The organism is Mesorhizobium sp. M0830, assembly GCF_040319965.1.
Classification (GTDB): Bacteria; Pseudomonadota; Alphaproteobacteria; order Rhizobiales; family Rhizobiaceae; genus Mesorhizobium.
In genome coordinates this window covers 37,401-58,859 of record NZ_JAMYOR010000024.1, presented here as the reverse complement: position 1 = coordinate 58,859, position 21,459 = coordinate 37,401, and the positions used below count along the sequence as shown (strand labels likewise).

Annotated in this window: 22 protein-coding genes; 11 read left to right on the top strand and 11 right to left on the bottom strand. The window is 62.8% G+C overall.

What is annotated here, in order from left to right; translation table 11 throughout:
* Positions 1 to 53: 53 nt before the first annotated feature.
* Positions 54 to 1,241 carry an Mrp/NBP35 family ATP-binding protein gene (locus NKI20_RS16455; protein ID WP_352604033.1) on the bottom strand — a complete coding sequence of 396 codons (1,188 nt, stop codon included), beginning with the start codon at positions 1,239 to 1,241 and terminating at the stop codon, positions 54 to 56.
* A 246-nt stretch (positions 1,242 to 1,487) separates the two neighbouring features.
* Here NKI20_RS16455 and NKI20_RS16450 point away from each other — a divergent pair, with 246 nt between their 5' ends.
* Positions 1,488 to 1,865 (top strand): VOC family protein, encoded by a 378-nt coding sequence (locus tag NKI20_RS16450; protein ID WP_352733624.1) that lies wholly within the window; start codon positions 1,488 to 1,490, stop codon positions 1,863 to 1,865.
* Positions 1,866 to 1,876: 11 nt separating this feature from the next.
* Here NKI20_RS16450 and NKI20_RS16445 read toward each other — a convergent pair whose 3' ends face one another.
* Both NKI20_RS16445 and NKI20_RS16440 read right to left on the bottom strand, forming a co-directional pair.
* Positions 1,877 to 2,881: an inorganic phosphate transporter gene (locus tag NKI20_RS16445; RefSeq protein ID WP_352831977.1), complete on the bottom strand. Its 1,005-nt coding sequence runs from the start codon at positions 2,879 to 2,881 to the stop codon at positions 1,877 to 1,879.
* A gap of 3 nt (positions 2,882 to 2,884) precedes the next feature.
* The gene (locus NKI20_RS16440) at positions 2,885 to 3,526 is read right to left on the bottom strand and encodes a DUF47 domain-containing protein (protein ID WP_352733630.1); all 642 of its coding nucleotides are present in this window, start codon (positions 3,524 to 3,526) and stop codon (positions 2,885 to 2,887) included.
* A gap of 151 nt (positions 3,527 to 3,677) precedes the next feature.
* Between NKI20_RS16440 and NKI20_RS16435 the strand changes: the two genes are divergently transcribed.
* The 9 genes from NKI20_RS16435 (at position 3,678) to NKI20_RS16395 (ending at position 12,369) form a co-directional block, all read left to right on the top strand.
* Complete coding sequence (locus NKI20_RS16435; protein WP_023758219.1) at positions 3,678 to 4,577, top strand: LysR family transcriptional regulator; 900 nt, start codon at positions 3,678 to 3,680, stop codon at positions 4,575 to 4,577.
* A 137-nt stretch (positions 4,578 to 4,714) separates the two neighbouring features.
* Positions 4,715 to 5,188, top strand: coding sequence for a formate dehydrogenase subunit gamma (locus NKI20_RS16430; protein WP_502898127.1), 474 nt, complete (start codon positions 4,715 to 4,717; stop codon positions 5,186 to 5,188).
* Positions 5,185 to 6,741 carry a formate dehydrogenase beta subunit gene (locus NKI20_RS16425; protein WP_352831974.1) on the top strand — a complete coding sequence of 519 codons (1,557 nt, stop codon included), beginning with the start codon at positions 5,185 to 5,187 and terminating at the stop codon, positions 6,739 to 6,741. The genes NKI20_RS16430 and NKI20_RS16425 overlap by 4 nt, the downstream gene beginning before the upstream one ends.
* A 10-nt stretch (positions 6,742 to 6,751) precedes the next feature.
* Positions 6,752 to 9,664 (top strand): formate dehydrogenase subunit alpha, encoded by a 2,913-nt coding sequence (gene fdhF / locus NKI20_RS16420; RefSeq protein WP_352831972.1) that lies wholly within the window; start codon positions 6,752 to 6,754, stop codon positions 9,662 to 9,664.
* Between the two features lie 226 nt (positions 9,665 to 9,890).
* Complete coding sequence (fdhD, locus tag NKI20_RS16415; protein WP_352604021.1) at positions 9,891 to 10,721, top strand: formate dehydrogenase accessory sulfurtransferase FdhD; 831 nt, start codon at positions 9,891 to 9,893, stop codon at positions 10,719 to 10,721.
* Positions 10,711 to 11,022, top strand: a complete 312-nt coding sequence (locus NKI20_RS16410) for a formate dehydrogenase subunit delta (RefSeq protein WP_023758224.1) — start codon at positions 10,711 to 10,713, stop codon at positions 11,020 to 11,022. Before fdhD ends, NKI20_RS16410 begins: the two co-directional genes overlap by 11 nt.
* A gap of 312 nt (positions 11,023 to 11,334) precedes the next feature.
* A complete protein-coding gene (locus tag NKI20_RS16405; protein WP_352831970.1) occupies positions 11,335 to 11,484 on the top strand; it encodes a hypothetical protein in 150 nt (49 codons plus the stop codon).
* An 82-nt stretch (positions 11,485 to 11,566) separates the two neighbouring features.
* Complete coding sequence (locus tag NKI20_RS16400) at positions 11,567 to 11,929, top strand: nuclear transport factor 2 family protein (protein WP_352604015.1); 363 nt, start codon at positions 11,567 to 11,569, stop codon at positions 11,927 to 11,929.
* Between the two features lie 125 nt (positions 11,930 to 12,054).
* On the top strand, positions 12,055 to 12,369 hold the full coding sequence (locus tag NKI20_RS16395) for a hypothetical protein (protein ID WP_352604013.1): 315 nt from the start codon (positions 12,055 to 12,057) through the stop codon (positions 12,367 to 12,369).
* Positions 12,370 to 12,500: 131 nt separating this feature from the next.
* Here NKI20_RS16395 and NKI20_RS16390 read toward each other — a convergent pair whose 3' ends face one another.
* The 7 genes from NKI20_RS16390 to NKI20_RS16360 all read right to left on the bottom strand — a co-directional run bounded on the left by NKI20_RS16390 (position 12,501) and on the right by NKI20_RS16360 (position 19,985).
* Positions 12,501 to 12,992 carry an ester cyclase gene (locus NKI20_RS16390; protein WP_352831967.1) on the bottom strand — a complete coding sequence of 164 codons (492 nt, stop codon included), beginning with the start codon at positions 12,990 to 12,992 and terminating at the stop codon, positions 12,501 to 12,503.
* Positions 12,993 to 13,027: 35 nt separating this feature from the next.
* On the bottom strand, positions 13,028 to 14,455 hold the full coding sequence (locus NKI20_RS16385; RefSeq protein ID WP_352831965.1) for a gamma-aminobutyraldehyde dehydrogenase: 1,428 nt from the start codon (positions 14,453 to 14,455) through the stop codon (positions 13,028 to 13,030).
* 103 nt (positions 14,456 to 14,558) lie between these two features.
* The gene (locus NKI20_RS16380) at positions 14,559 to 15,374 is read right to left on the bottom strand and encodes an ABC transporter permease (protein WP_352732749.1); all 816 of its coding nucleotides are present in this window, start codon (positions 15,372 to 15,374) and stop codon (positions 14,559 to 14,561) included.
* Positions 15,364 to 16,329 (bottom strand): ABC transporter permease, encoded by a 966-nt coding sequence (locus NKI20_RS16375; RefSeq protein ID WP_352732751.1) that lies wholly within the window; start codon positions 16,327 to 16,329, stop codon positions 15,364 to 15,366. The genes NKI20_RS16380 and NKI20_RS16375 overlap by 11 nt, the downstream gene beginning before the upstream one ends.
* 223 nt (positions 16,330 to 16,552) lie before the next feature.
* Entirely contained in the window at positions 16,553 to 17,551 is a 999-nt protein-coding gene (locus NKI20_RS16370; protein WP_352831962.1) for an ABC transporter ATP-binding protein, read from the bottom strand.
* Between the two features lie 216 nt (positions 17,552 to 17,767).
* Complete coding sequence (locus tag NKI20_RS16365) at positions 17,768 to 18,922, bottom strand: ABC transporter substrate-binding protein (RefSeq protein ID WP_352831960.1); 1,155 nt, start codon at positions 18,920 to 18,922, stop codon at positions 17,768 to 17,770.
* 217 nt (positions 18,923 to 19,139) lie between these two features.
* Positions 19,140 to 19,985 (bottom strand): class I SAM-dependent methyltransferase, encoded by an 846-nt coding sequence (locus tag NKI20_RS16360; RefSeq protein ID WP_352831958.1) that lies wholly within the window; start codon positions 19,983 to 19,985, stop codon positions 19,140 to 19,142.
* A gap of 75 nt (positions 19,986 to 20,060) precedes the next feature.
* Between NKI20_RS16360 and NKI20_RS16355 the strand changes: the two genes are divergently transcribed.
* The gene (locus NKI20_RS16355; RefSeq protein WP_352732763.1) at positions 20,061 to 20,552 is read left to right on the top strand and encodes a helix-turn-helix domain-containing protein; all 492 of its coding nucleotides are present in this window, start codon (positions 20,061 to 20,063) and stop codon (positions 20,550 to 20,552) included.
* On the opposite strand, the gene NKI20_RS16350 is transcribed toward NKI20_RS16355, so the two are convergent.
* Positions 20,549 to 21,454 carry a LysR family transcriptional regulator gene (locus NKI20_RS16350; protein WP_352604124.1) on the bottom strand — a complete coding sequence of 302 codons (906 nt, stop codon included), beginning with the start codon at positions 21,452 to 21,454 and terminating at the stop codon, positions 20,549 to 20,551. The genes NKI20_RS16355 and NKI20_RS16350 overlap by 4 nt on opposite strands.
* Positions 21,455 to 21,459 lie beyond the last annotated feature (5 nt).

The window sequence follows — 21,459 nt, the reverse complement described above, 5'->3', positions numbered from 1 at the left end:
GCCCCACCCGGCCCTCCGGGCCACCCTCCCCTCAAGGGGGAGGGATATCCGTGCTACTCGAACACGATGCTCGGCACCGCCGCAGCAGCGGCACCACGCTCTTCGTTGACCCGGTCCCAAACCTTCGAAGCGATGTCGCGGTAGACTTTCGCCTCGGCGCCGTCGGGCTTCGAGACGACAACCGGCGCGCCGGCATCCGAGCTTTCGCGGATGCCCATCTCGAGCGGCACTTCGCCGAGGAAGGTGACGCCGAGACGCTCGGCCTCGCGACGGGCGCCGCCATGGCCGAAGATGTCGTAGCGTTTGCCGGTGTCCGGCGCGACGAAATAACTCATGTTTTCGACGATGCCGAGCAGCGGCACATCGACCTTCTTGAACATGTTGAGGCCTTTTCGTGCGTCGATCAGGGCCAGATCCTGCGGCGTCGAGACGATGACGGCGCCGGCCAGCGGCACCTGCTGGGCCATGGTCAGCTGCGCGTCGCCGGTGCCGGGCGGCATGTCGACGACGAGCACGTCGAGCCGGCCCCATTCGACCTCGCGCAGCATCTGCGTCAGTGCCGACATCACCATCGGGCCGCGCCAGATCATCGGCGTTTCCTCATCGACGAGGAAGCCCATCGACATCACCTTCAGGCCGTAATTCTCCATCGGTTTCAAGATCTTGCCATCGACGGTCTGCGGCCGGCCATGAATATTGAGCAGCCGCGGCATGGATGGGCCGTAGATGTCGGCGTCGAGCACGCCGACGCGCAGGCCGTTGGCGGCGAGGCCGAGCGCGATGTTGACGGCGGTGGTCGACTTGCCGACGCCGCCCTTGCCGGAAGCAACGGCAATGATTGCCTCTATGCCGGGCACGCCGCGTTTGCCGGAGCTGTGCGAGGCCGGCGCGTGCGGAGCAGCACGCGGCGCGGCAGCAGCGGGTGGAGCCGGCCTGGGTGCGGGGCGCGACGGGACCGGAGCCTCCATGCCGCCGCCCTTCTTTTCGGCCGTCAGGGCGACGACGGCGCCGGCGACACCGGGGATCGCCTTGACGACCCGTTCGGCGGCGGCACGCAGCGGCTCCATCTCCTGGGCGCGGGCGGCGGGAACGGTAATCGAAAAGAAGACCTTCCCGTCGGCGATGAAAATCTCCGAAACCATGCCGAGGTCGACGATGTTGCCGGTGAAATCCGGCCCGTTGACCGTCTTCAGACGCTCGGTGACGATTTCCTTGGTGACGTTCTGCTGGACGGCGGACATGATTTTTTCCTTGGACGTTCAGGGCTTCAGATAATGCAGTTTCCGGACAGAACCAAGCCGTGGAGCAACAGCTGCCTCGGCGTGCCCGGAAAAACGACGAGGCCCGTCCGATTGCCTGATCGAACGCATCCGCGGAAAACGGCAGCCAAGGTGACCGATCACTCCAGCACGTTGACGGTCGCCAATCTGTCGGTGCGACCTATCTGCATGACCTGGTGAGCACGACAACCAGGGAAGGAGATCACCATGCTCGCAAACTTCAACGCAACGGCCAATCTCGCGGTAAAGGATCTCGCGAAAGCCAAGGCCTTCTATGAGGGAACGCTTGGCCTGAAGCAGGTGCACGATGAGGGCGGTGAACTGATCGTATATAAAAGCGGCGACACAGCCATCAATGTCTATCATTCCCAATATGCCGGAACCAACAAGGCAACAGCGGTGACGTGGACCGTGGGCGACGAGATCGGCAATGTCGTCAAGGCGCTGAAGTCGAAGGGCGTCAGCTTCGAGCACTATGATATGCCGGGCTTGACACTGGAGGGCGACGTCCATGTCGGCTCCGGCATGAAGGTCGCCTGGTTCAAGGACCCAGACGGCAACATCCTGAACCTTGTGGACAGGTAGATGTCTTCGCGTCACCTCGCCAGGCCGACAGCGAGGTAGGTGAGCGCCGAGATCATAGCGGTCGCCGGCAAGGTGACGATCCAGGCAATGACGATGCTGCTGGCAATGCCCCAGCGCACCGCCGAGACCCGGCGAGCGGCGCCAACGCCTATGATGGCGCCGGTGATGGTGTGCGTGGTCGAAACGGGAACTCCGAGCCAGGTGGCGGCAAACAGGGTGATGGCGCCACCGGTCTCGGCGCAAAAACCCTGCATCGGATTCAGCCGGGTGATCTTCGAGCCCATGGTGTGAACGATACGCCAGCCGCCGAACAGGGTGCCGAGGGCCAGCGCCGACTGACAGGTGAGTACGACCCACAGCGGCACATAGAAAGTCGCGCCGAGCATGCCTTGCGAATAGAGCAGCACGGCGATGATGCCCATGGTTTTCTGGGCGTCGTTGCCGCCATGCCCGAGCGAATAGAGCGAGGCGGAAAAGAACTGCAGGACGCGGAAGGTGCTGTCGACCGCAAACGGCGACTGGCGCAGGAAGAGCCAGGAAACGGTCAGGATCAGGACGAGTGCCAAGACAAAACCGGTCGCCGGCGACACGACGATAGCAGCGACAGTCTTGCCGAGTCCCGTCCAGACGATGGCGCCGAGCCCGGCCTTTGCCACCCCGGCACCGACAAGACCGCCGATCAAAGCATGCGAGCTGCTAGACGGAATGCCGACCATCCAGGTTACGATGTTCCAGACGATGGCGCCGACAAGGGCGGCGAAAATCACCGCCGGCGTGACGACGCTGACGTCGACGATACCCTTTCCCACTGTCTCGGCGACGTGGAGGCCGAAGAACATGAAGGCAATGAAATTGAAGAAGGCTGCCCACAACACCGCATATTGCGGCCTCAGCACCCGGGTGGACACGATGGTGGCGATGGAGTTGGCCGCGTCGTGCAGGCCGTTGAGAAAATCGAAGAACAGCGCGACGACGACGAGGCCGACCAGCACGGGAAAGGCAATGGTGGCTTCCATCACCTAAACATTCTCGATGACGATGCCGCTGATCTCGTTGGCGACGTCCTCGAAGCGATCGACCACCTTTTCCAGCTGGCCATAGATCTCTGAGCCAATCAGGTAGGCCATCGGGTCGCTGCTGCCATGCTTCCTGAAGAGATCCTTCAAACCCTGCTCGTGCAGATCATCGGCCCGGCTTTCGACGCGCATGACCTCTTCGGCGATGGCATTGAGGCGCACGGTGTGCGCACCAACCTTGCTGAGCAGCGGAATCGCCTCGGCCACCAACTTGGCGGCGGCGACGATGACGCCGCCCATTTCCTGCATCAGCGGATCGAATTCCTTCTTTTCGAACAGCCTCACCGTCTTGACCGTCTTGTGCATCATGTCGATGGCATCATCCATCGATTGGATCAGGTCCTTGATGTCGCCGCGATCGAAAGGCGTGATGAAGGAGCGCCGCACCGCCAGCAGCACTTCCGCGGTGATATGGTCGGCTTCGTCTTCGAGATCGATGATTTTCTGGCCCCAGCGCTCGATGTCCTTGCCCTGGAGAAGCTGCTCCAGCGCCTCGGCGCCGCCGACCACCGTGCGGGAATGTCGTTCGAACAGTTCGAAGAAGCGATCTTCGCGCGGCAAAAGCTTGCGGAACCAGCCCAGCATGGTCGATCTCCCAGTTTCATCCTCATAGCGCCGCATTCCGCCGGGGGGAACAGCTAGCCGGCTTAAAGATGTGGATGCAGGCCAATTGCGCATGGCGCTTGCGATAAAATGCAATTTCCCCGACCTTGCGTCGAACGACCGGAAGGATCGCATGATCGACAAGCTGGAATTCTTCATTGCGCTGGCCAGGGAGGAGCATTTCGGCCGGGCGGCGGAATTGTGCGGCGTGACCCAGCCGACGCTGTCGGCCGGCATCAAGCAGCTGGAGGGCCAGCTCGGGGTGATGCTGGTTTTGCGCGGCTCGCGCTTCCAGGGGCTGACGCCGGAGGGAAAACAGGTCCTGGTGTGGGCGCGCCGCATCGTCGGCGACACTCGTACCATGCGCGAGGAGATGCGCGCTGCGCGCTACGGTCTTTCGGGCCGCATCCGCATCGCCGCCATCCCGACGGCTCTGGCCATGGTGGCGCGGCTGACGACGCCGTTTCGGGCAAAGCATCCGGGCGTCACCTTCTCGGTGCTGTCGCGGACCTCGATTGAGGTGCTGTCGCTGCTGGGCAATTTCGACATCGATGCCGGCATCACCTATCTCGACAACGAGCCGCTGGGGCGGGTGACCAGCGTGCCGCTCTATGACGAGCGCTATCAACTGATCACCGCGATGGGAAATCCCTATTCCGACCGCGACAAAGTGACATGGGCGGAGCTCTCAAGCCTGCCGCTGTGCCTGTTGACGCCGGACATGCAGAACCGCCGCATCATCGACCAGCATCTGGCCGAAGCCGGCGTGCAGGTACGGCCGACGCTGGAATCCAACTCGATGATCGTGCTGTTTTCGCATATCCGGACCGGCAAATGGTCGTCGATCATGCCACTCAACCTCACTGAAACATTCGGCTTTTCCGAACCGATCCGGGCCATTCCGATCGTCGAACCGGACGCCAGCCACACGGTCGGCTTGGTGGCGGCGCCGCGCGAACCGCACACGCCGCTGGTCTCGGCGCTGTTGGACGAGGCGATGGCGCTGGCGGACGATTTCCACGCCCACCGCTAGGCTAACAATGCTGGATGGAGGACTGATAGAAATTTTCTATCAATCAACGAAACAGCTTTATTGATTCAGCAGGTTTCCTCTGATTTTGTAACGGCTTAGCGATAAAAGCTATCGACCAGGGAGGGCGCTGCTTGACGATGCAGCCTGCAAGTACCGAGATCACATCGCGCACAGCCGCGATCATCCATGAGTTGAAGGGCCTCGAAGGCCCGCTGCTGCCGATCCTTCACGGCATCCAGGAAGAGTTCGGCTATGTGCCCAAGGATGCGCTGCCGGTCATCGCCGAGGCGCTGAATATCTCCAGGGCCGAGGTGCACGGCGTCGTCACCTTCTACCATGATTATCGCAGCCATCCCGCCGGCCGGCATGTGCTGAAGCTCTGCCAGGCGGAATCCTGCCAGTCGATGGGTTCGGACGCCATCGCCGCCAAACTTAAACAGTTGCTTGGCATCGGCTTCCATGAGACGGCCCGCGACGGTTCGGTGACGCTGGAGCCGGTCTATTGCCTGGGCTTGTGCGCCTGTTCGCCCGCCGCAATGCTCGATGGCCAGGTGATCGGGCGGCTCGATGACGAAAAGCTCGACGAAATCGTTGCCGAGGTGCGCTCATGATCCCGCGTATCTACATTCCCGGCGACTCCGGCGCGCTGGCGCTGGGTGCCGAAAAAGTCGCGAAGGCGATCGCAAGTGAGCTTGCCGAACGCGGCATCGAAGCCAAAATCGTGCGCAACGGCTCGCGCGGGGCTTACTTCCTCGAACCGATGGTCGAAGTGGCGACCGCCAACGGCCGGGTCGCTTATGGACCGGTCAAGCCGTCTGACGTCAAAAGCCTGTTCGACAGCGGCTTCCTCACCGGCGGCCATCACAAACGCTGGCTGGGCGCGCCGGACAAAATCCCCTTCCTGGCCAAGCAGACGCGACTGACTTTCGCACGCTGCGGCGTCACGGATCCGCTGTCGCTCGAATCCTACAAGAAATATGGCGGGTTGAATGGACTGACGAATGCGTTGGGACTGACGCCGGCCGCCATTGTCGCCGAGGTGACCGAATCCGGACTGCGCGGTCGCGGCGGCGCGGGCTTCCCGACCGGCATCAAGTGGAAAACGGTGCTCGATACATCAGGCGACCGCAAATACATCGTCTGCAACGCCGACGAAGGCGACTCGGGCACCTTCGCCGACCGCATGATCATGGAGGGTGACCCCTTCGTGCTGATCGAAGGTATGACGATCGCCGGTATAGCCACGGGCGCGACCAAGGGCTTTGTCTATGTCCGCTCGGAATATCCGCATGCGGTGGCGGTGATGAACAAGGCCGTCGAGATCGCCCGCAAGGCCGGTGTTCTTGGCGCCAGCGTGCTGGGTTCGGCCTATGCTTTCGACATGGAGATCCGGGTTGGCGCAGGCGCCTATGTCTGCGGCGAGGAGACGGCACTGCTGGACTCGCTCGAAGGCAAGCGCGGCATGGTCCGGGCAAAACCACCGCTGCCGGCTCACAAGGGGCTGTTCGGCAAGCCGACGGTGATCAACAACGTCATCTCATTGGCTTCGGTGCCTGTCATCATGGACAAGGGTGCGGCCTTCTACAAGGATTTCGGCATGGGCCGCTCGCGCGGCACGATCCCGATCCAGATCGCCGGCAACGTCAAACATGCTGGCCTGTTCGAAGCCGCTTTCGGCATGACGCTGGGCGAGATCGTCGACGAGATCGGCGGCGGCACAGCCACGGGGCGTCCCGTCAAGGCAGTGCAGGTCGGCGGACCGCTCGGCGCCTATTTCCCGCGCGCGCTGTTCGACACGCCATTCGACTATGAAGCCTTCGCGGCCAAGGACGGGCTGATCGGCCATGCCGGCATCGTGGTGTTCGACGACACCGCCGACATGTTGAAACAGGCCCGCTTTGCGATGGAGTTCTGCGCCATCGAAAGTTGCGGCAAGTGCACGCCCTGCCGCATCGGCTCGACGCGCGGCGTCGAGACCATCGACAGAATTGCCGCGGGCATCGAACCGGAGAAGAACCTCGCTCTGGTCACCGACCTCTGCAACACGATGAAATTCGGCTCGCTGTGCGCGCTGGGCGGCTTCACGCCCTACCCTGTCATGAGCTCGATCACCCATTTCCCCGACGACTTCAAGCCCGCGCCCGTGCGCGTGGCTGCTGAATAGGAGCTGGCAGATGAACATCAAGGCCGACTTCCCGTCCCTCGTCGAAGAGATCGACTACGGAACCCCGGAATCGAAGGCGCAGAAGCAGGTCACGCTGAACGTCGACGGCCGCAGCATCACCGTCCCGGAAGGCACCTCGATCATGCGTGCCGCGATGGAAGGCGGGGTCGAGATCCCGAAGCTTTGCGCCACCGACATGCTGGACTCCTTCGGTTCGTGCCGTATCTGCCTTGTCGAGATCGAAGGGCGCGGCGGCACGCCGGCCTCCTGCACGACACCCGTCGGCGAGGGCATGGTGGTGCGTACGCAGACCGAGCGGCTCGACGCCATTCGCCGCGGTGTCATGGAACTCTACGTCTCCGACCATCCGACTGGCTGGAACGAGAAGGCCGGAACCGGCGCCAGCGAATTCGATGCGGTGGCGAAGTCGATCGGCCTGACCGAGAACCGCTACGGCATCGAGGGCCGCAACCACGTCAAGCCGGAAGGTGGCGTGGCGCCCGGCCACGGCTCGCTGGCGGTCGATTACATCGCCCGCGATGAGTCCAATCCCTATTTCACCTATGACGCCTCGCAATGCATCGTCTGCTCGCGCTGCGTGCGGGCTTGCGAGGAGGTCCAGGGCACTTTTGCGCTGACCATCGAGGGCCGTGGTTTCGAATCCAGGGTCTCGGCGGGAATGCACGAGGCATTCATCGATTCGGAATGCGTTTCCTGCGGAGCCTGCGTGCAGGCTTGTCCGACCGATGCGCTGCGCGAGAAAACGGTGCTTGCCAAGGGCCTGCCGGAACGCTCGGCCGTCACCACCTGCGCTTATTGCGGCGTCGGCTGCTCGTTCAAGGCCGAAGTGAAGGGAGACGAGGTCATTCGCATGATGCCCTACAAGGAGGGCAAGGCGAACCACGGCCATTCCTGTGTGAAGGGCCGTTTCGCTTATGGCTACGCCACCCACAAGGACCGCATCCTGTCACCGATGATCCGGGAAAAAATCACCGATCCATGGCGCGAGGTGAGCTGGGAAGAGGCGATCGCCCACACGGCCAAGGAATTTCGCCGCATCCAGTACCAGTACGGACGCACCGCGATCGGCGGCATCACCTCGTCGCGCTGCACCAACGAGGAAACCTACCTCGTCCAGAAGATGGTTCGGCAGGGCTTCCGCAACAACAATGTCGACACCTGCGCGCGCGTCTGCCATTCGCCGACGGGCTACGGGCTCGGCCAGACCTATGGCACCTCGGCCGGCACGCAGGATTTCGACTCCGTCGATTACACTGACGTCGCCGTCGTCATCGGTGCCAATCCCGCTTCGGCCCATCCGGTGTTCGCCTCGCGGCTGAAGAAGCGGCTGCGCCAGGGCGCCAGGCTGATCGTGCTCGATCCGCGCCGCACCGAGATGGTCAAGTCGGCACACGTCGAAGCGGATTATCATCTGCCGCTGAAGCCCGGCACCAATGTCGCCGTGCTGACGGCGCTTGCGCATGTCATCGTCACCGAAGGTCTTTTCGACGAAGCCTTCATCCGCGAACGCTGCGACTGGACGGAGTTCCAGGATTGGGCGTCGTTCGTCGCCCTGCCGGAGAACAGCCCCGAAACCGTCGGTAAGCTGTCCGGCGTCGATCCAGAGGCGATCCGCGGCGCGGCCCGTCTCTACGCCACCGGGGGCAACGGCGCGATCTACTACGGCCTCGGGGTGACGGAACACAGCCAGGGCTCAACCACGGTGATGGCGATCGCCAACCTCGCCATGGCCACCGGCAATATCGGCCGGCCAGGCGTCGGCGTGAATCCGCTGCGCGGCCAGAACAACGTGCAGGGCTCGTGCGACATGGGCTCCTTCCCGCACGAACTGCCCGGCTATCGCCATATCTCCGGCGAAGCCGTGCGCGACATCTATGAGACCTTGTGGGGCGTGAAGCTGGACGACGAGCCCGGCTTGCGCATCCCCAACATGCTGGATGCCGCCGTCGACGGCAGCTTCAAGGGTATCTACATCCAGGGCGAGGACATTCTTCAGTCCGACCCCGACACCAAGCATGTCGCCGCTGGCCTTGCCGCGATGGAATGCGTCGTCGTGCACGACCTCTTCCTCAACGAGACGGCGAACTACGCCCATGTCTTCCTGCCCGGCTCGACCTTCCTGGAGAAGGACGGCACCTTCACCAACGCGGAGCGCCGCATTAACATGGTGCGCAAGGTTCTGGAGCCGAAGGCGCGCTATGCCGATTGGGAGGCGACGCAGGAGCTTGCCCGCGCGATCGGGCTGGACTGGAACTATCAGCATCCTTCCGAGATCATGGACGAGATCGCGATGACAACGCCGAGCTTCGCCGGCGTCTCCTTCGAGCTGCTCGACCGTGTCGGATCCGTGCAATGGCCTTGCAACGAGAAGGCGCCGCTCGGCACCCCGATCATGCATATCGACGGGTTCGTGCGCGGCAAGGGCAAGTTCATCCGCACCGAATATGTGGCGACGGACGAGAGGACCGGCCCGCGCTTCCCGCTGCTGCTTACCACCGGCCGCATCCTTTCGCAGTACAATGTCGGAGCGCAGACCAGGCGCACCGACAACATCATGTGGCACGGCGAGGACCGGCTGGAGATCCATCCGCACGACGCCGAGAACCGCGGACTGCGCGACGGCGACTGGGTCCGGCTGACCAGCCGCTCGGGCGAGACGACGCTGCGCGCGCTGATCACGGACCGGGTGTCGCCAGGCGTCGTCTACACGACATTCCATCATCCGGACACGCAGGCCAACGTCATCACCACCGACTTCTCCGACTGGGCGACCAACTGCCCGGAATACAAGGTGACGGCGGTGCAGGTCGGCGCCTCGAACGGGCCGTCGGAATGGCAGCGCGATTATGACGAGCAAGCCAGGCAGAGCCGTCGCATCGGTAAGTTTTATGGGGGGGTTTAGTTGTGTCGTGGTTTTCTAAAGCAATAGTTTAAATCTCTCGGTTTGGTCCACCCACCCTCCGTCTTGCTTCGCTCGACACCTCTCCCCCGATCGACGGGGGAGAGGAAAGGCGCGAGCCTTTGCCGGGAGGCACCCTTCCTCTCCCTCCGGAGGGGGGAGAGGTGGCGCTGCGCAGCAGCGACGGAGTGGGGGACGGCTTTTCCGGCAGGCCAGAGGGGCGTGCTGCGTGACCCGCCAACGCCAGCCAATCAGCCAGATTTCCCGTCTCGCGCACCGCGCCAGCGGCACCGCCGCGGCCGACCGCATGGTGCCGGAAGAGACGCCGGTTGCGTTCTCCTTCGCCGGCACCACGCATGCGGTGATGATGGCGAGCCCAGCCGATTTCGAGGACTTCGCGCTCGGTTTCTCGCTAACCGAAGGCATCATTGCGCAGCCCGACGAGATCGAAGCGATCGAGGTCGAGGACCATGGTGCCGGCATCGACATCCAGATCCGGTTGAAGGACACCGCCAACACGCGTTTCGAGGCGCGGCGCAGGCGATTGGCCGGCCCGGTTGGCTGCGGGCTCTGCGGCATCGAATCCATCGAAGAAGCAATGCGCTCGGTCGACGCGGTTGGTGCGTCGAAACTTACACTTGATGCCGACGATATCGCCGCCTCGGTCAAGCTTCTGTCGAAAGTGCAGCCTCTGCACAGCGAGACCGGAGCGGTGCATGCCGCCGGCTTCTATGTGCCCGGCAAGGGCATCGTCATGGCGCGCGAAGATGTCGGCCGTCACAATGCGCTGGACAAGCTGGCTGGCGCGCTGGCCAAGGCCGGCATCGACGGCGCATCCGGTGCTGTCGTGGTGACGTCGCGCGTTTCGGTCGAAATGGTGCAGAAGGCGGCTTCTATCGGCTCGGCCTTCATCATCGCCGTCTCGGCGCCGACCGCATTGGCCATCCGCACGGCGCAAGAGGCTGGCATGACGCTGGTGGCGCTGGTTCGCGGCGACGATTTTGATATTTTCACCCACCCCGACCGGGTGGTTTGCGGAGTTGCCAAGCATGTCGCATGACGAAGAACACATCATGAGCACCAGCGAGAAGCTGGTGCGCATGGCGAACCAGATCGCCGATTTTTTCCATTCCAAGCCGCGCGAGGAAGGCATTGCCGGCGTCGCAGAGCACATCAACAAGTTCTGGGAGCCGAGAATGCGGCGGCAGTTCTTCGAGATGCTGGACGGCGGCACCGCGGATTTCAACGAGTTGGTGGTTGCTGCCTCCGCCAGGATCAAGCGACCGATCACACCAGCCGAGGCCGACATCAGGCTCGGGCTCAAGGCTTCTCCGGCCGACATCGCCGCCTCGCAAAAATAATCGTCGAGCCACGCCGGCGTATATTCCTTATCGCTAAGGTTTGGGCTGCCCCGATCGGCGTTGCTCTGCTATGGTTTACGACCAGAAATCGTCAGGCCGGGCGGAAAAACCTCGTGAGGCCGATCGAGACCCGATACGCCCATAGCGGCGATGTGCGGATCGCCTATCAGGTGGCCGGCCAAGGATCGTTCGTTCTCGTCTTCGTGCCAGGCTTCATTTCCAATCTCGACCTGCACTGGGAAGACGAAGGTTATACCAGGCGTCTGAAGCGGCTTTCCGCGTTCTCGCGGCTGATCCTGTTCGACAAGCGCCGTGGCCGAGGTGGACCGCGTGGAGGCGGTCGCGATGTCGGCGATCGTGCGCCGCTGGTCGACGATACTCAACGGCAGCCAGGTCGATCTCGCCACCTTCAAGAAGCAGACCGACGACCTGTTCGCCGCCGTCAAGGCGAAGTCGCAGTGAAGAAATCACTGCCCGGCGATGAACGCCGGGCAGCACTTCGACCATCAACCGCCCGTCGGAAGACGGGCCAATGGAGGATGAAATGCTGACCAAGACCCAAACAGTGAATGGCGCGTCGATCAAGAAGGCGATCGAAGGCCGTGATGGCAGGATGCTGTCGAGCTTCTATGCCGACGACGCGCTGGTGCGGGTGATCGACCGCAACAACCCGCCGAGCAAGCCGCGTGAAATTCGCGGGCGCGCGGCGATAAGCACGTTCTGGGACGACATCTGCAGCCGTGCGATGACCCATAAGGTCGACACCACCATCGCCGAGGGCGACAGCCTTGCCTTCACCCAGGCCTGCGCCTATCCAGACGGCACCAAGGTGTTCTGCGCCGCGACGCTGGAGCTGAAGAACGGGCTGATTGCACGGCAGACCGTCGTGCAGGCATGGGACGAGTAGGTCAACGGCGAAGCTGCCCATCCCGATTGAATCGGGATGGGCTCTGTTTCAGTGCTGGTGCCTGATCCCGATCGGATTCCACTTTTCGGGATCATGCCCCGGCCTCAACCCCGGAGGAGAAGACAATGTTCAGCGCCAGATGGCAGATCGACGCCAAGTTCGGACACAAGCAGACCGTGCTCGACCTGTTGAAGAAATGGGAACGCGAGATCGGGTCGCAGGTCGGTCTCGCCGATCTCGAGTTCAAGATCATGACCGGCTCGATCGGCGCCCGGGAAGCGACGGTCGAGTCGCACCACCAGGTCGAGAGCCTGGCCCAATTGGAGGCGTTCTTCGCCAAGATCAGCAAGATCGACGCGCACGCCAAATGGGGCAAGGAGATGGAGCCCTACGTCGTGTCAGGCACCAGCCTGTGGAATATCTACCGCATCGTGGAGTAGTGCTCTCTTCTCGCCGCTTACGGGAAGAAGATGCCGGCAGACAGATCGGGGCAGAGGCCAGCTTTTAAAGGTTGGCCCTGCCTCATATCGGTCCTTCGAGCCGTTCTTCCTGCTCCCCATGAACGGTGCCTCTACATCAGGCCAAGCTGCTTGTAGAAGCCGAGCGCGTCATAGTAGTCACTCTGGGTGGCTATCTTGCCGTCCTTGATCGAGAACATCGAAGCGCCGGTGAAGGAAAATTTCTTGCCGGTGGCGGCCGTGCCATCGGCCCAAGCGCCTGTGTTGGTGCCGGAAAACTCCCATTCGAAGGAGACGCGGTCGCCCTCCACCACAGGCGCGCCCTTCATCGTCCAGACGGCATCAGGAACGGCCTTGAGGAAGTTGTCGATGACGCCGGTCTTGGCGGCTTCCTTGCCTTTGACTGGGGTGCCGACCGAGGCATCGTAGTAGATGACGTCGTCGGCGAAATAGCTGGCGGCCTTGGTCGAATCATGGGCATTCCAGGCGGCGAGATAGGCTTCGACGACCGATCGGGCGGTGTCGGCAGCAAAGGATGGCCCAGTGGCCAACAGTGCTCCGGCGATGGCTGCGGATGACAGAAACTGGCGGCGATGCATGGTCATTCCTCCTTCTGAGTGCTTGCATTTCCAAGCGCTAGCTAGCTATGCGCAACCATCACGTGCCGGACGGCGGTGTAGTCCTCGAGCGCGTAGAGCGACATGTCCTTGCCGTAGCCGGACTGTTTCAGTCCGCCATGCGGCATCTCGTTGGTCAGCATGAAATGGGTGTTGATCCAGGTGCAACCATACTGGAGGCGCGCGGCAGTCGCCATGGCGCGCGACACGTCCTTGGTCCACACCGAGGATGCAAGGCCATAGTCGCTGTCATTGGCCCAGTTTACCGCCTCGTCGACTTCGGTGAAACGGGTGATCGAGACGACCGGCCCGAACACTTCGCGACGCACGATCTCGTCTTCCTGCAGGGCGCCGGCAACGACGGTCGGCTGGTAATAGAATCCGGAGCCCTCGCCCGGTTTGCCACCGGTGGTGATCTCGATGTGCTTCAGTTCCGAGGCACGCTCGACGAAGCTCGATACACGGTCGCGCTGGCGGCGCGAGATCAGCGGCCCGATCTCGTTTTCGGTGTCGTCTGGGCGATTGTACTTGATGGTCGAGACGGCTGAGGACAGATCGGCGACAAGCTTGTCGTAGATCTTCTTGCCGGCATAGATGCGGCAGGCGGCGGTGCAGTCCTGGCCGGCATTGTAGTAACCGAAGGCGCGCAGGCCGTTGACCACCGAGCGGAGGTCGGCATCGTCGAAGACGATGACCGGCGCCTTGCCGCCGAGTTCGAGATGGGTGCGCTTGACCGACTTGGCGGCCGCCTGCAGCACCTTCTTGCCGGTGGCGACGTCGCCGGTGATCGAGATCATGTTGACCTTGGGATGGTTGATCAGCGTGTTGCCGACGCTGTCGCCGCGGCCGAGCACGACATTGACCACGCCTTCCGGCAGGATCTCGGCAAGGATCTTCGCCAGTTTCAGGGCCGTCAGCGGCGTCTGCTCGGACGGCTTGAAGACGACGGTGTTGCCGCCGGCGATCGCCGGCGCCAGCTTCCAGGCCATCATCATCAGCGGGTAGTTCCACGGCGCGATGGAAGCGACGATGCCGATTGCGTCGCGGCGGACCATTGAGGTGTGGCCGGGAATGTATTCGCCGGCGACGACGCCCGGCATCGAGCGCAGGGCGCCGGCAAAGAAGCGGTAGCAGTCGACGATCGCCGGGATTTCGTCATTGAGCACGGCATTGATCGGCTTGCCGCAATTGAGCGCCTCGAGCGTGGCGAACTCCTTGGCGTCGGCCTCGATGCGGTCGGCGATCTTAAGCAAATAGCCGGAGCGCTGCGCCGGCGTGGTGCGCGACCACAGGAAGAACGCCTTTTCGGCCGCCAGTACCGCCGCCTCGATCTGTGCCTGGCTGGCCTCGGGCAGGTTGAGGATGGTCGCCCCGGTCTTCGGATTGAGGATGGGTTCCTCGGTTTCGGTGCCCTTCTCGAATTTCGAGCCGATCAGCATCTGGGTTTCCATCGGGTTCTCCTTGAACAGGAGCGAGTAGCGAATAGCGAGCAGCGAGCAGGTCTTGGCAGTCGGTTTCCCTATTCGCTATTCGCTACTCCCTATTCGCTGTTTTTCATTTCCCGCTTCCAGCGATCTGGTCGCTGTCGCGGGTGAGGTAATAGGCGGCAAGGATCGGCAGCAGCGTCACCAGCACCACGACCATGGCGACGACGTTGGTGACCGGGCGCTGGCGCGGACGGATCAGCTCTTCAAGCATCCAGATCGGTAGCGTCTGCTGCTGGCCTGCGGTGAAGGTGGTGACGATGACCTCATCGAAAGACAAGGCAAAGGCCAGCATGCCGCCGGCCAGCAGTGCGGTGGCGATGTTGGGCAGCACGACATGGCGGAAGGTCTGGAAGCCGTCGGCACCAAGATCCATCGACGCCTCGATCATCGAGCCTGATGTGCGGCGAAAGCGGGCGACGGCGTTGTTGTAGACGACGACGACGCAGAAGGTGGCGTGGCCTAGCACGATCGTCCAAAACGAGAACGGGATGTCTGCCAGCGAAAAGGCCGAGCGCAGCGCGATGCCGGTGATGATGCCGGGCAGCGCGATCGGCAGGATGACCAGCAGCGAGATGGTTTCGCGGCCGAAGAATTTTGTCCGCGACACAGCCGCCGAACAGAGCGTGCCGAGGACGAGCGCTATCGCCGTCGAGATGGCCGCGACCCTGACCGACAGCGACAGTGCCTGCCAGACGTCGGGCCGGTTCCAGGTAACGGCGAACCATTGCGTCGTCAGCCCCGGCGGCGGCCAGACGAAACTCTTCTCTTCGGTGGTGAACGCGTAGACGAAGATCAGCAGGATTGGCAGGTGCAGGAACAGCAGCCCGCAGGCGGCGGCCACCTTCAGGCTGAGAGGCGCGGATTGCGAGCCATCAGAGCGCATCGAAGGCCCCCATGCGCTTGGCGCCCCAGAGATACAATCCCATGATGACGATCGGCACCACGGTGAAGGCGGCGGCGAGCGGGATGTTGCCGGCGGTGCCTTGCTGCGAATAGACCGCCTGGCCGATGAACAGCCGCGAGGTGCCGATGATCTGCGGGATGATGTAGTCGCCGAGCGTCAGCGAGAAGGTGAAGATCGAACCGGCGACGATGCCCGGCAACGCCAGTGGGAACAGCACGTTGCGGAAGGTCTGTCCCGGCGAAGCCCCCAAGTCGGACGATGCCTCGACCAGATTGCCGGGCACGCGCTCGAGCGCCGCCTGTACCGGCAGGATCATGAAAGGCAGCCAGACATAGACGAAGACGATGAAGGTGCCGGTGAACGACACCGACAGCGAATTGCCGCCAACGACCGGCAGCGACAGCCAGGCGTCGAGTACCCACGACAGATGCAGCTTGGCGAGCAGCCAGGTCAGGATTCCTTCCTTGGCCAGGATAAGCTTCCAGGCATAGATCTTGACCAGGTAGCTCGACCACAGCGGCAGCATGATGCCGAGGTAGAACAGCGCCTTCCAGCGGCCGCGCGCATAGCGCGCCGCGTAGTAGGCGATCGGGAAGGCGACGACGGCCGAGGCCAGCGTGACCAGAGCCGCCATCGTCACCGTCCGCAGGATGATGTCGAGATTGGCGGCCTGGAACAGGTCGGCATAGGTCTTCAACGTGAACTCTCGGTTGATGAGGCCGGAAAACTCGTCGATGGAGAAAAAACTCTGCGCCAGGAGGGCGAATAGCGAGCCGATATAGACGATCCCGAGCCACAGCACCGGCGGCAGCAGCATGAGCAGCAGCAGGACCTTCGGCTTGCGCCAGAAAAGATCCGACAGCGCGCCTCGCAAGCCGCCGCTGCCCGGCAGGATGGCGGGGGTGGGATTGGAGTTGAGCGCGGCGATTGTCATCGGGCCGCTCTGTATTGCGGGAGATCATGAGACAGGTAGCGCTCTACGGCGCCCCCCTCTGTCCTGCCGGACATCTCCCCCTCAAGGGGGGAGATTGGCTGTCCATTCGGGTTTCGCCAATCTCCTACGTGGCAGAATTGGCGAGGCCGGGAAGCTACTGATCTCCCCCCTTGAGGGGGAGATGTCCGGCAGGACAGAGGGGGGCGCTTCGCGCAAACCTTCATCATGCCGGCTCATCCATCAGGTGCAGATGCTCGCGGTTGAAGGTGAGCACGACCGTCTCGCCTTCCCCTGGCAAGGCCGTGCCGGCCGGCACGATGGCGTGCAACCGCAGCCCGTCGGCGTCGAGTTCCAGCTTCGTCGTGGCGCCGAGATAATTGGTCGAGACGAGGCGGGCGGACACGCCTTCACCACTGGCCGCTCGTCCGACGCGAATGGATTCAGGGCGCAGGCTGCCCCAGCGATGCTGGCCGGAATAACGCTGGACGAAATCCGGCGGCAGTACATTGGATGAGCCGACGAAATCGGCAACGAAGCGGGTCTTCGGCCGCTGGTAGATATCCTCCGGTGTACCGATTTGCATGATCTTGCCGTCATTGAAGACGGCGACGCGGTCGGCCATCGACAGCGCCTCGCCCTGATCGTGGGTGACGAAGACGAAGGTGATGCCGAGGGCCTTCTGCAGCGACTTCAGTTCCTCCTGCATGTTCTCGCGCAATTTGAGGTCGAGCGCGCCAAGCGGCTCGTCGAGCAACAGCACCCTGGGCTGGTTGACCAGCGCGCGGGCGAGTGCGACGCGCTGGCGCTGGCCGCCGGAAAGCTGGCCGGGGCGGCGAGCGCCATAGCCGGGCAGCCGCACCAGAGCCAGAGCCTCTTCCGCAGCCTTGTGCCGTTCAGCCTTGCCGGCGCCCTTGACCATCAGCCCGTAGGCGACGTTGTCGAGCACATTCAGATGCGGGAACAGCGCATAGTCCTGAAACACGGTATTGACGTTGCGTCGATAGGGCGGCACGCCTTCGGCGCGTTCGCCAAAGATCGAGATCGAACCGGAGGTCGGCTGCTCAAAACCGGCGATGAGGCGCAGACAGGTGGTCTTGCCGGAACCGGACGGCCCCAGCATGGCGAAGAATTCGGCCGGCGCGATCTCGAGATCGACCGCGTCGACGGCGCGAACGCTGCCGAAATGGCGCGAGGCTTTCTGGAAGGAAACGGCTGATGTCATGGTGCTGTCAGTCTGTTGCCGGTTTAGTTCTGTTGATCACCTCGCCTGCAAATCCTGGCAGGGGATGGCGAATTCGCGCGCCACCCCACCTCCCGTCGATGGAGGAGACCGCAGCAAAGGCCACGGTGGGGGGCGGCCTCATAGGCAAAATCGTGTCCGGGACCCCACCCCGACGCTGCGCGTCGACCCTCCCCACAAGGGGAAGGGTAAGAGCGCTTAACGACCCCCGATGACGCCGATATAGTCCGATACCCAGCGGTAATAGGGCACGCACTGGTCGTTCTGGGTGGTGCATTTCGACACCGGGGTCTTCCAGAACTTGATCTTGTCGAAATTGTCGTAGCCGTTGGTCTTGCAGCCTTCGTCGGTCAAAAGCTCATTGCCCTTACAGGCGGCTGGCACGACGGGCAGCGAACCAAACCAGGCCGAGACATCACCCTGTACCTTGGGCGACAGCGAATGTTCCATCCACATATAGGCGCAGTTGGGATTGGCCGAATCGGCTTCCATCATCGTGGTGTCGGCCCAACCGGTGGCGCCCTCCTCCGGAATGGTCGAGGCGATCGGCTTCTTGGCGGCGACCAGCGTGTTGACCTGGAAAGGCCACGAACCTGAAGCGACGACGCCTTCGTTCTGGAAATCGTCGACCTGGATAGCTGCGTCATGCCAGTAGCGGCCGACCAGGGTGCGCTGGACGCGCAGCAGGTCGAGCGCTGCCTTGTACTGGTCCTCATTCAGTTCGTAAGGATCCTTGATGCCGAGTTCCGGCTTATGGAACATCAGATAGTTGGCCGCATCCGCGATGTGGATCGGCCCATCATAGGCCTGCACGCGCCCCTTGTTGGATTTGCCATCCGGCAGCTTCATTTCCTCGAAGACGACATTCCAGCTCTTGGGAGCCTCCTTGAATACGTCGGTGTTGTACATCAGGACGTTGGGACCCCACTGGTAGGGAACGCCGTAATGGACGCCGCCGACGGTAAACCACGGCGCGTCCTTGAGGCGCTCGTCGACCGTTTTCCAGCTCGGGATGAGATCGGTGTTGATTGGTTGCACGCGCTTGCCGGCAACGAGGCGCAGCGAGGCATCGCCTGAGGCGGTGACAAGGTCGAAACCACCCTCGTTCATCAGCGAGACCATCTCGTCGGAAGTATTGGCCGTCTTGACGTTTACCTTGCAGCCGGTTTCCTTCTCGAAAGAGGTCACCCAGTCATAGCCCTTGTCGGTTTCGCCGCGTTCGATGTAGCCCGGCCACGCCACGATGTTGAGCTGGCCTTCGCCCTTGCCAAGTTCCTTGACCTGGGCGACGGCCTGGCCGGAGAAGGTCAGCGCGATCGTCAAGGCAGTGCATGACTTGAGGAATGAATTCATCGTCGATCTCCCATTTTGGCGCTTGACTGCGAAAGCCGGTTTTCGGTCCTCGCCAGGGGTCACGCGCAGCCTGAAAAAGTCAGTTCGTCCGTTTGGACTTGATGCCGCTCTGATGGCGGCTTGTCCCTGAAATCGGAAAGTGCTGTGAAAAACCCGGTTTCGCAAATTGATTTATCAGAAAGGCGATATCGGTTTTACCGATAGCCAGACGCCCCCTTCAAGCCAGCGCCGTCACCAGCCAGCAGGCGGCATTGAAGCGAGCCTCACCGTCCTCCATGAAAGGCGCGAACGCAGCAGGCAACACCGTAGTGATTTTTTCGGCCACTGCCCGGTCAACCTCGCGCAGCGCGGCGCCGACCGACCCTAGCCGGGTGACGTACGTCATCAGATCGTCTTGGGCGATCTGACACAGGACGTCCACCTGTTCGACTTCGATTGATGCCCAGCCGCTGGCGTCAAGGATCTGCTTCACATTGGCGCCGTCGGCAAAGGCAAACTGCCCCGGCGCATCGGGGTCTGGCGCGGGTGCGGGCGGCAGGAAAGGCGCAGCCGCTCGCGCAGCGGTCGTCATGAAATCATTCTCGACTGGACTGCGCCAAGCAACAAAGGCGAGTTTGCCACCGCGCCTTGCGGCCCGTCTTATGTTGGTGAACGCGGCCACGGGATCATCGAAGAACATGACACCAAAGCGCGAGACAACAGCGTCGAAGTGCCCAGATTCGAATGCATACGCCTGGGCATCGCCCACTTCAAAACTTGCGTTTGCTACCTCTTCCCGCCGCGTGCGCTCCGTCGCCAGGGCGACAAGCGGCTGCGAGATGTCAAGCCCAACACAACGTCCGTCGTTGCCCACGAGGCGCGCCATCGCCAGAGTTGTAGCGCCGGCGCCGCAGCCGATGTCCAGGACATTGCCCCCTTCCCCGGGATAGCCGGCATCGACTACCAGCCGCTCGAACGGCGCCAGTACCTCGTCGAGGATCGGCTGCATCTCGACCCAGGCCTTTCCGCTGACATCATTCCAGAGCGCGGCTTGCCGTGTGTTTGGCTGCGCGGATTGTGGCATAACGGACCTCACTTGCTGTTGCTCTCACCGCTCGTCGCGAGCACTCTACGAGTTCAAGCCGACTTGAGGTCAAGCATGAAAGATATGGATATTGCCGAAGTGTCACGCCGCACCGGCGTGCCCGCCTCGACACTTCGCTACTACGAGGAGAAGGGCCTCATTGCCTCGATCGGCCGTCGCGGCCAGCGCCGCTTGTTCGACCCGGCCGTCCTGGAACGGCTCGCCTTGATCGCGCTTGGACGCGCCGGTGGATTTGCACTGGACGAGATTTCCGCGATGCTGACGCCCGACGGCCTGCCGAAAATGGATCGAGGGCGCCTGGATGCCAAGGCGAACGAACTTGACCAAACCATCCAGCGCCTGACCGCGATCCGAGAGGCTTTGCGTCACGCCGCCCGATGTCCGGCAGCCCGGCCGATGGAGTGTCCGACGTTCCGCCGCGCCGTCAGGCTTGCCGGCGCCGGCCGCTTCGAGGTTGCTCCAATCGGGCCGTTCAAGGCGGAGGCGGTCTCTGTCACAAGGCGCGAGCGCAGGACTGGCGACGTCAACTGGAGTAGGCCACACTAGCGGCGGACCGTCCGTTGCGATTGGGCAAGGCCGATGAAATCACGCGCCGCCTGCGGCAGGCCGGAACCGCGCCGCCAGACCATGCCGACCTGCACCACCGGCAAGGAGCCCGAAATGTCGCGCGATTCGATGCGGTCGCCTTCGAGCGACCAGGGCCGGTAGACGAGGTCGGGCAACAGCGCCACGCCGGCACCGGTCGCGACCAGACTGCGCACGGCTTCGACGGAACGCGTGCGGAAGGCGACATGTGGCTTGGCGCCGATTGCCGTCAGCAGCTTGCCAGTATTTTCCTCGATCTCATCGACGGTCAGCATAATTAGCGTTTCGGAGGCAATGTCGCCAATGCTGATGATGTCTGCGCTGACGAGCGGGTGGCCGAGCGGCAGCCACAGCCGATAGGCCGAGACTTCGAGGATTTCCGACTGCAGCGCGGTGCGGTCGCGCAGATTGGAGGTGACCATGACGGCAATGTCGAGCTTGCCGCCGATCAAGAGATGCTCGAGGTAGTCGCCATTATCCTCGATTGCCGAGACCTCGACGCCGGGATAGGCGCGGCGGTAGCGGGCAAGCAGATCCGATAGCACGTAACCTGCGACGAGCGAGGTGACGCCCAGCTGCAGCCGACCGCCTGCCACCGTTTGCTCGCCGGAGAAAGAACGGCGCGCGTCGGACACATCGGCGAGGATCTTGGTGGCGTGGCGCAGGAACTGATGACCCTTGTGGGTTATGTTGAGGCCGCGCGGATGGCGTTCGAACAGTTCGACGCCGAGATCGCTTTCGAGTTCCTTGATCGCTTCGGTGACCGACGACTGTGAGATCGAGAGGTTCTGCGCGGCACCCGAGACCGTGCCTTGCTCGGCCACGGCGATGAAGAACTGCAACTGGCGGATGGTGAAGGCCATAGCCG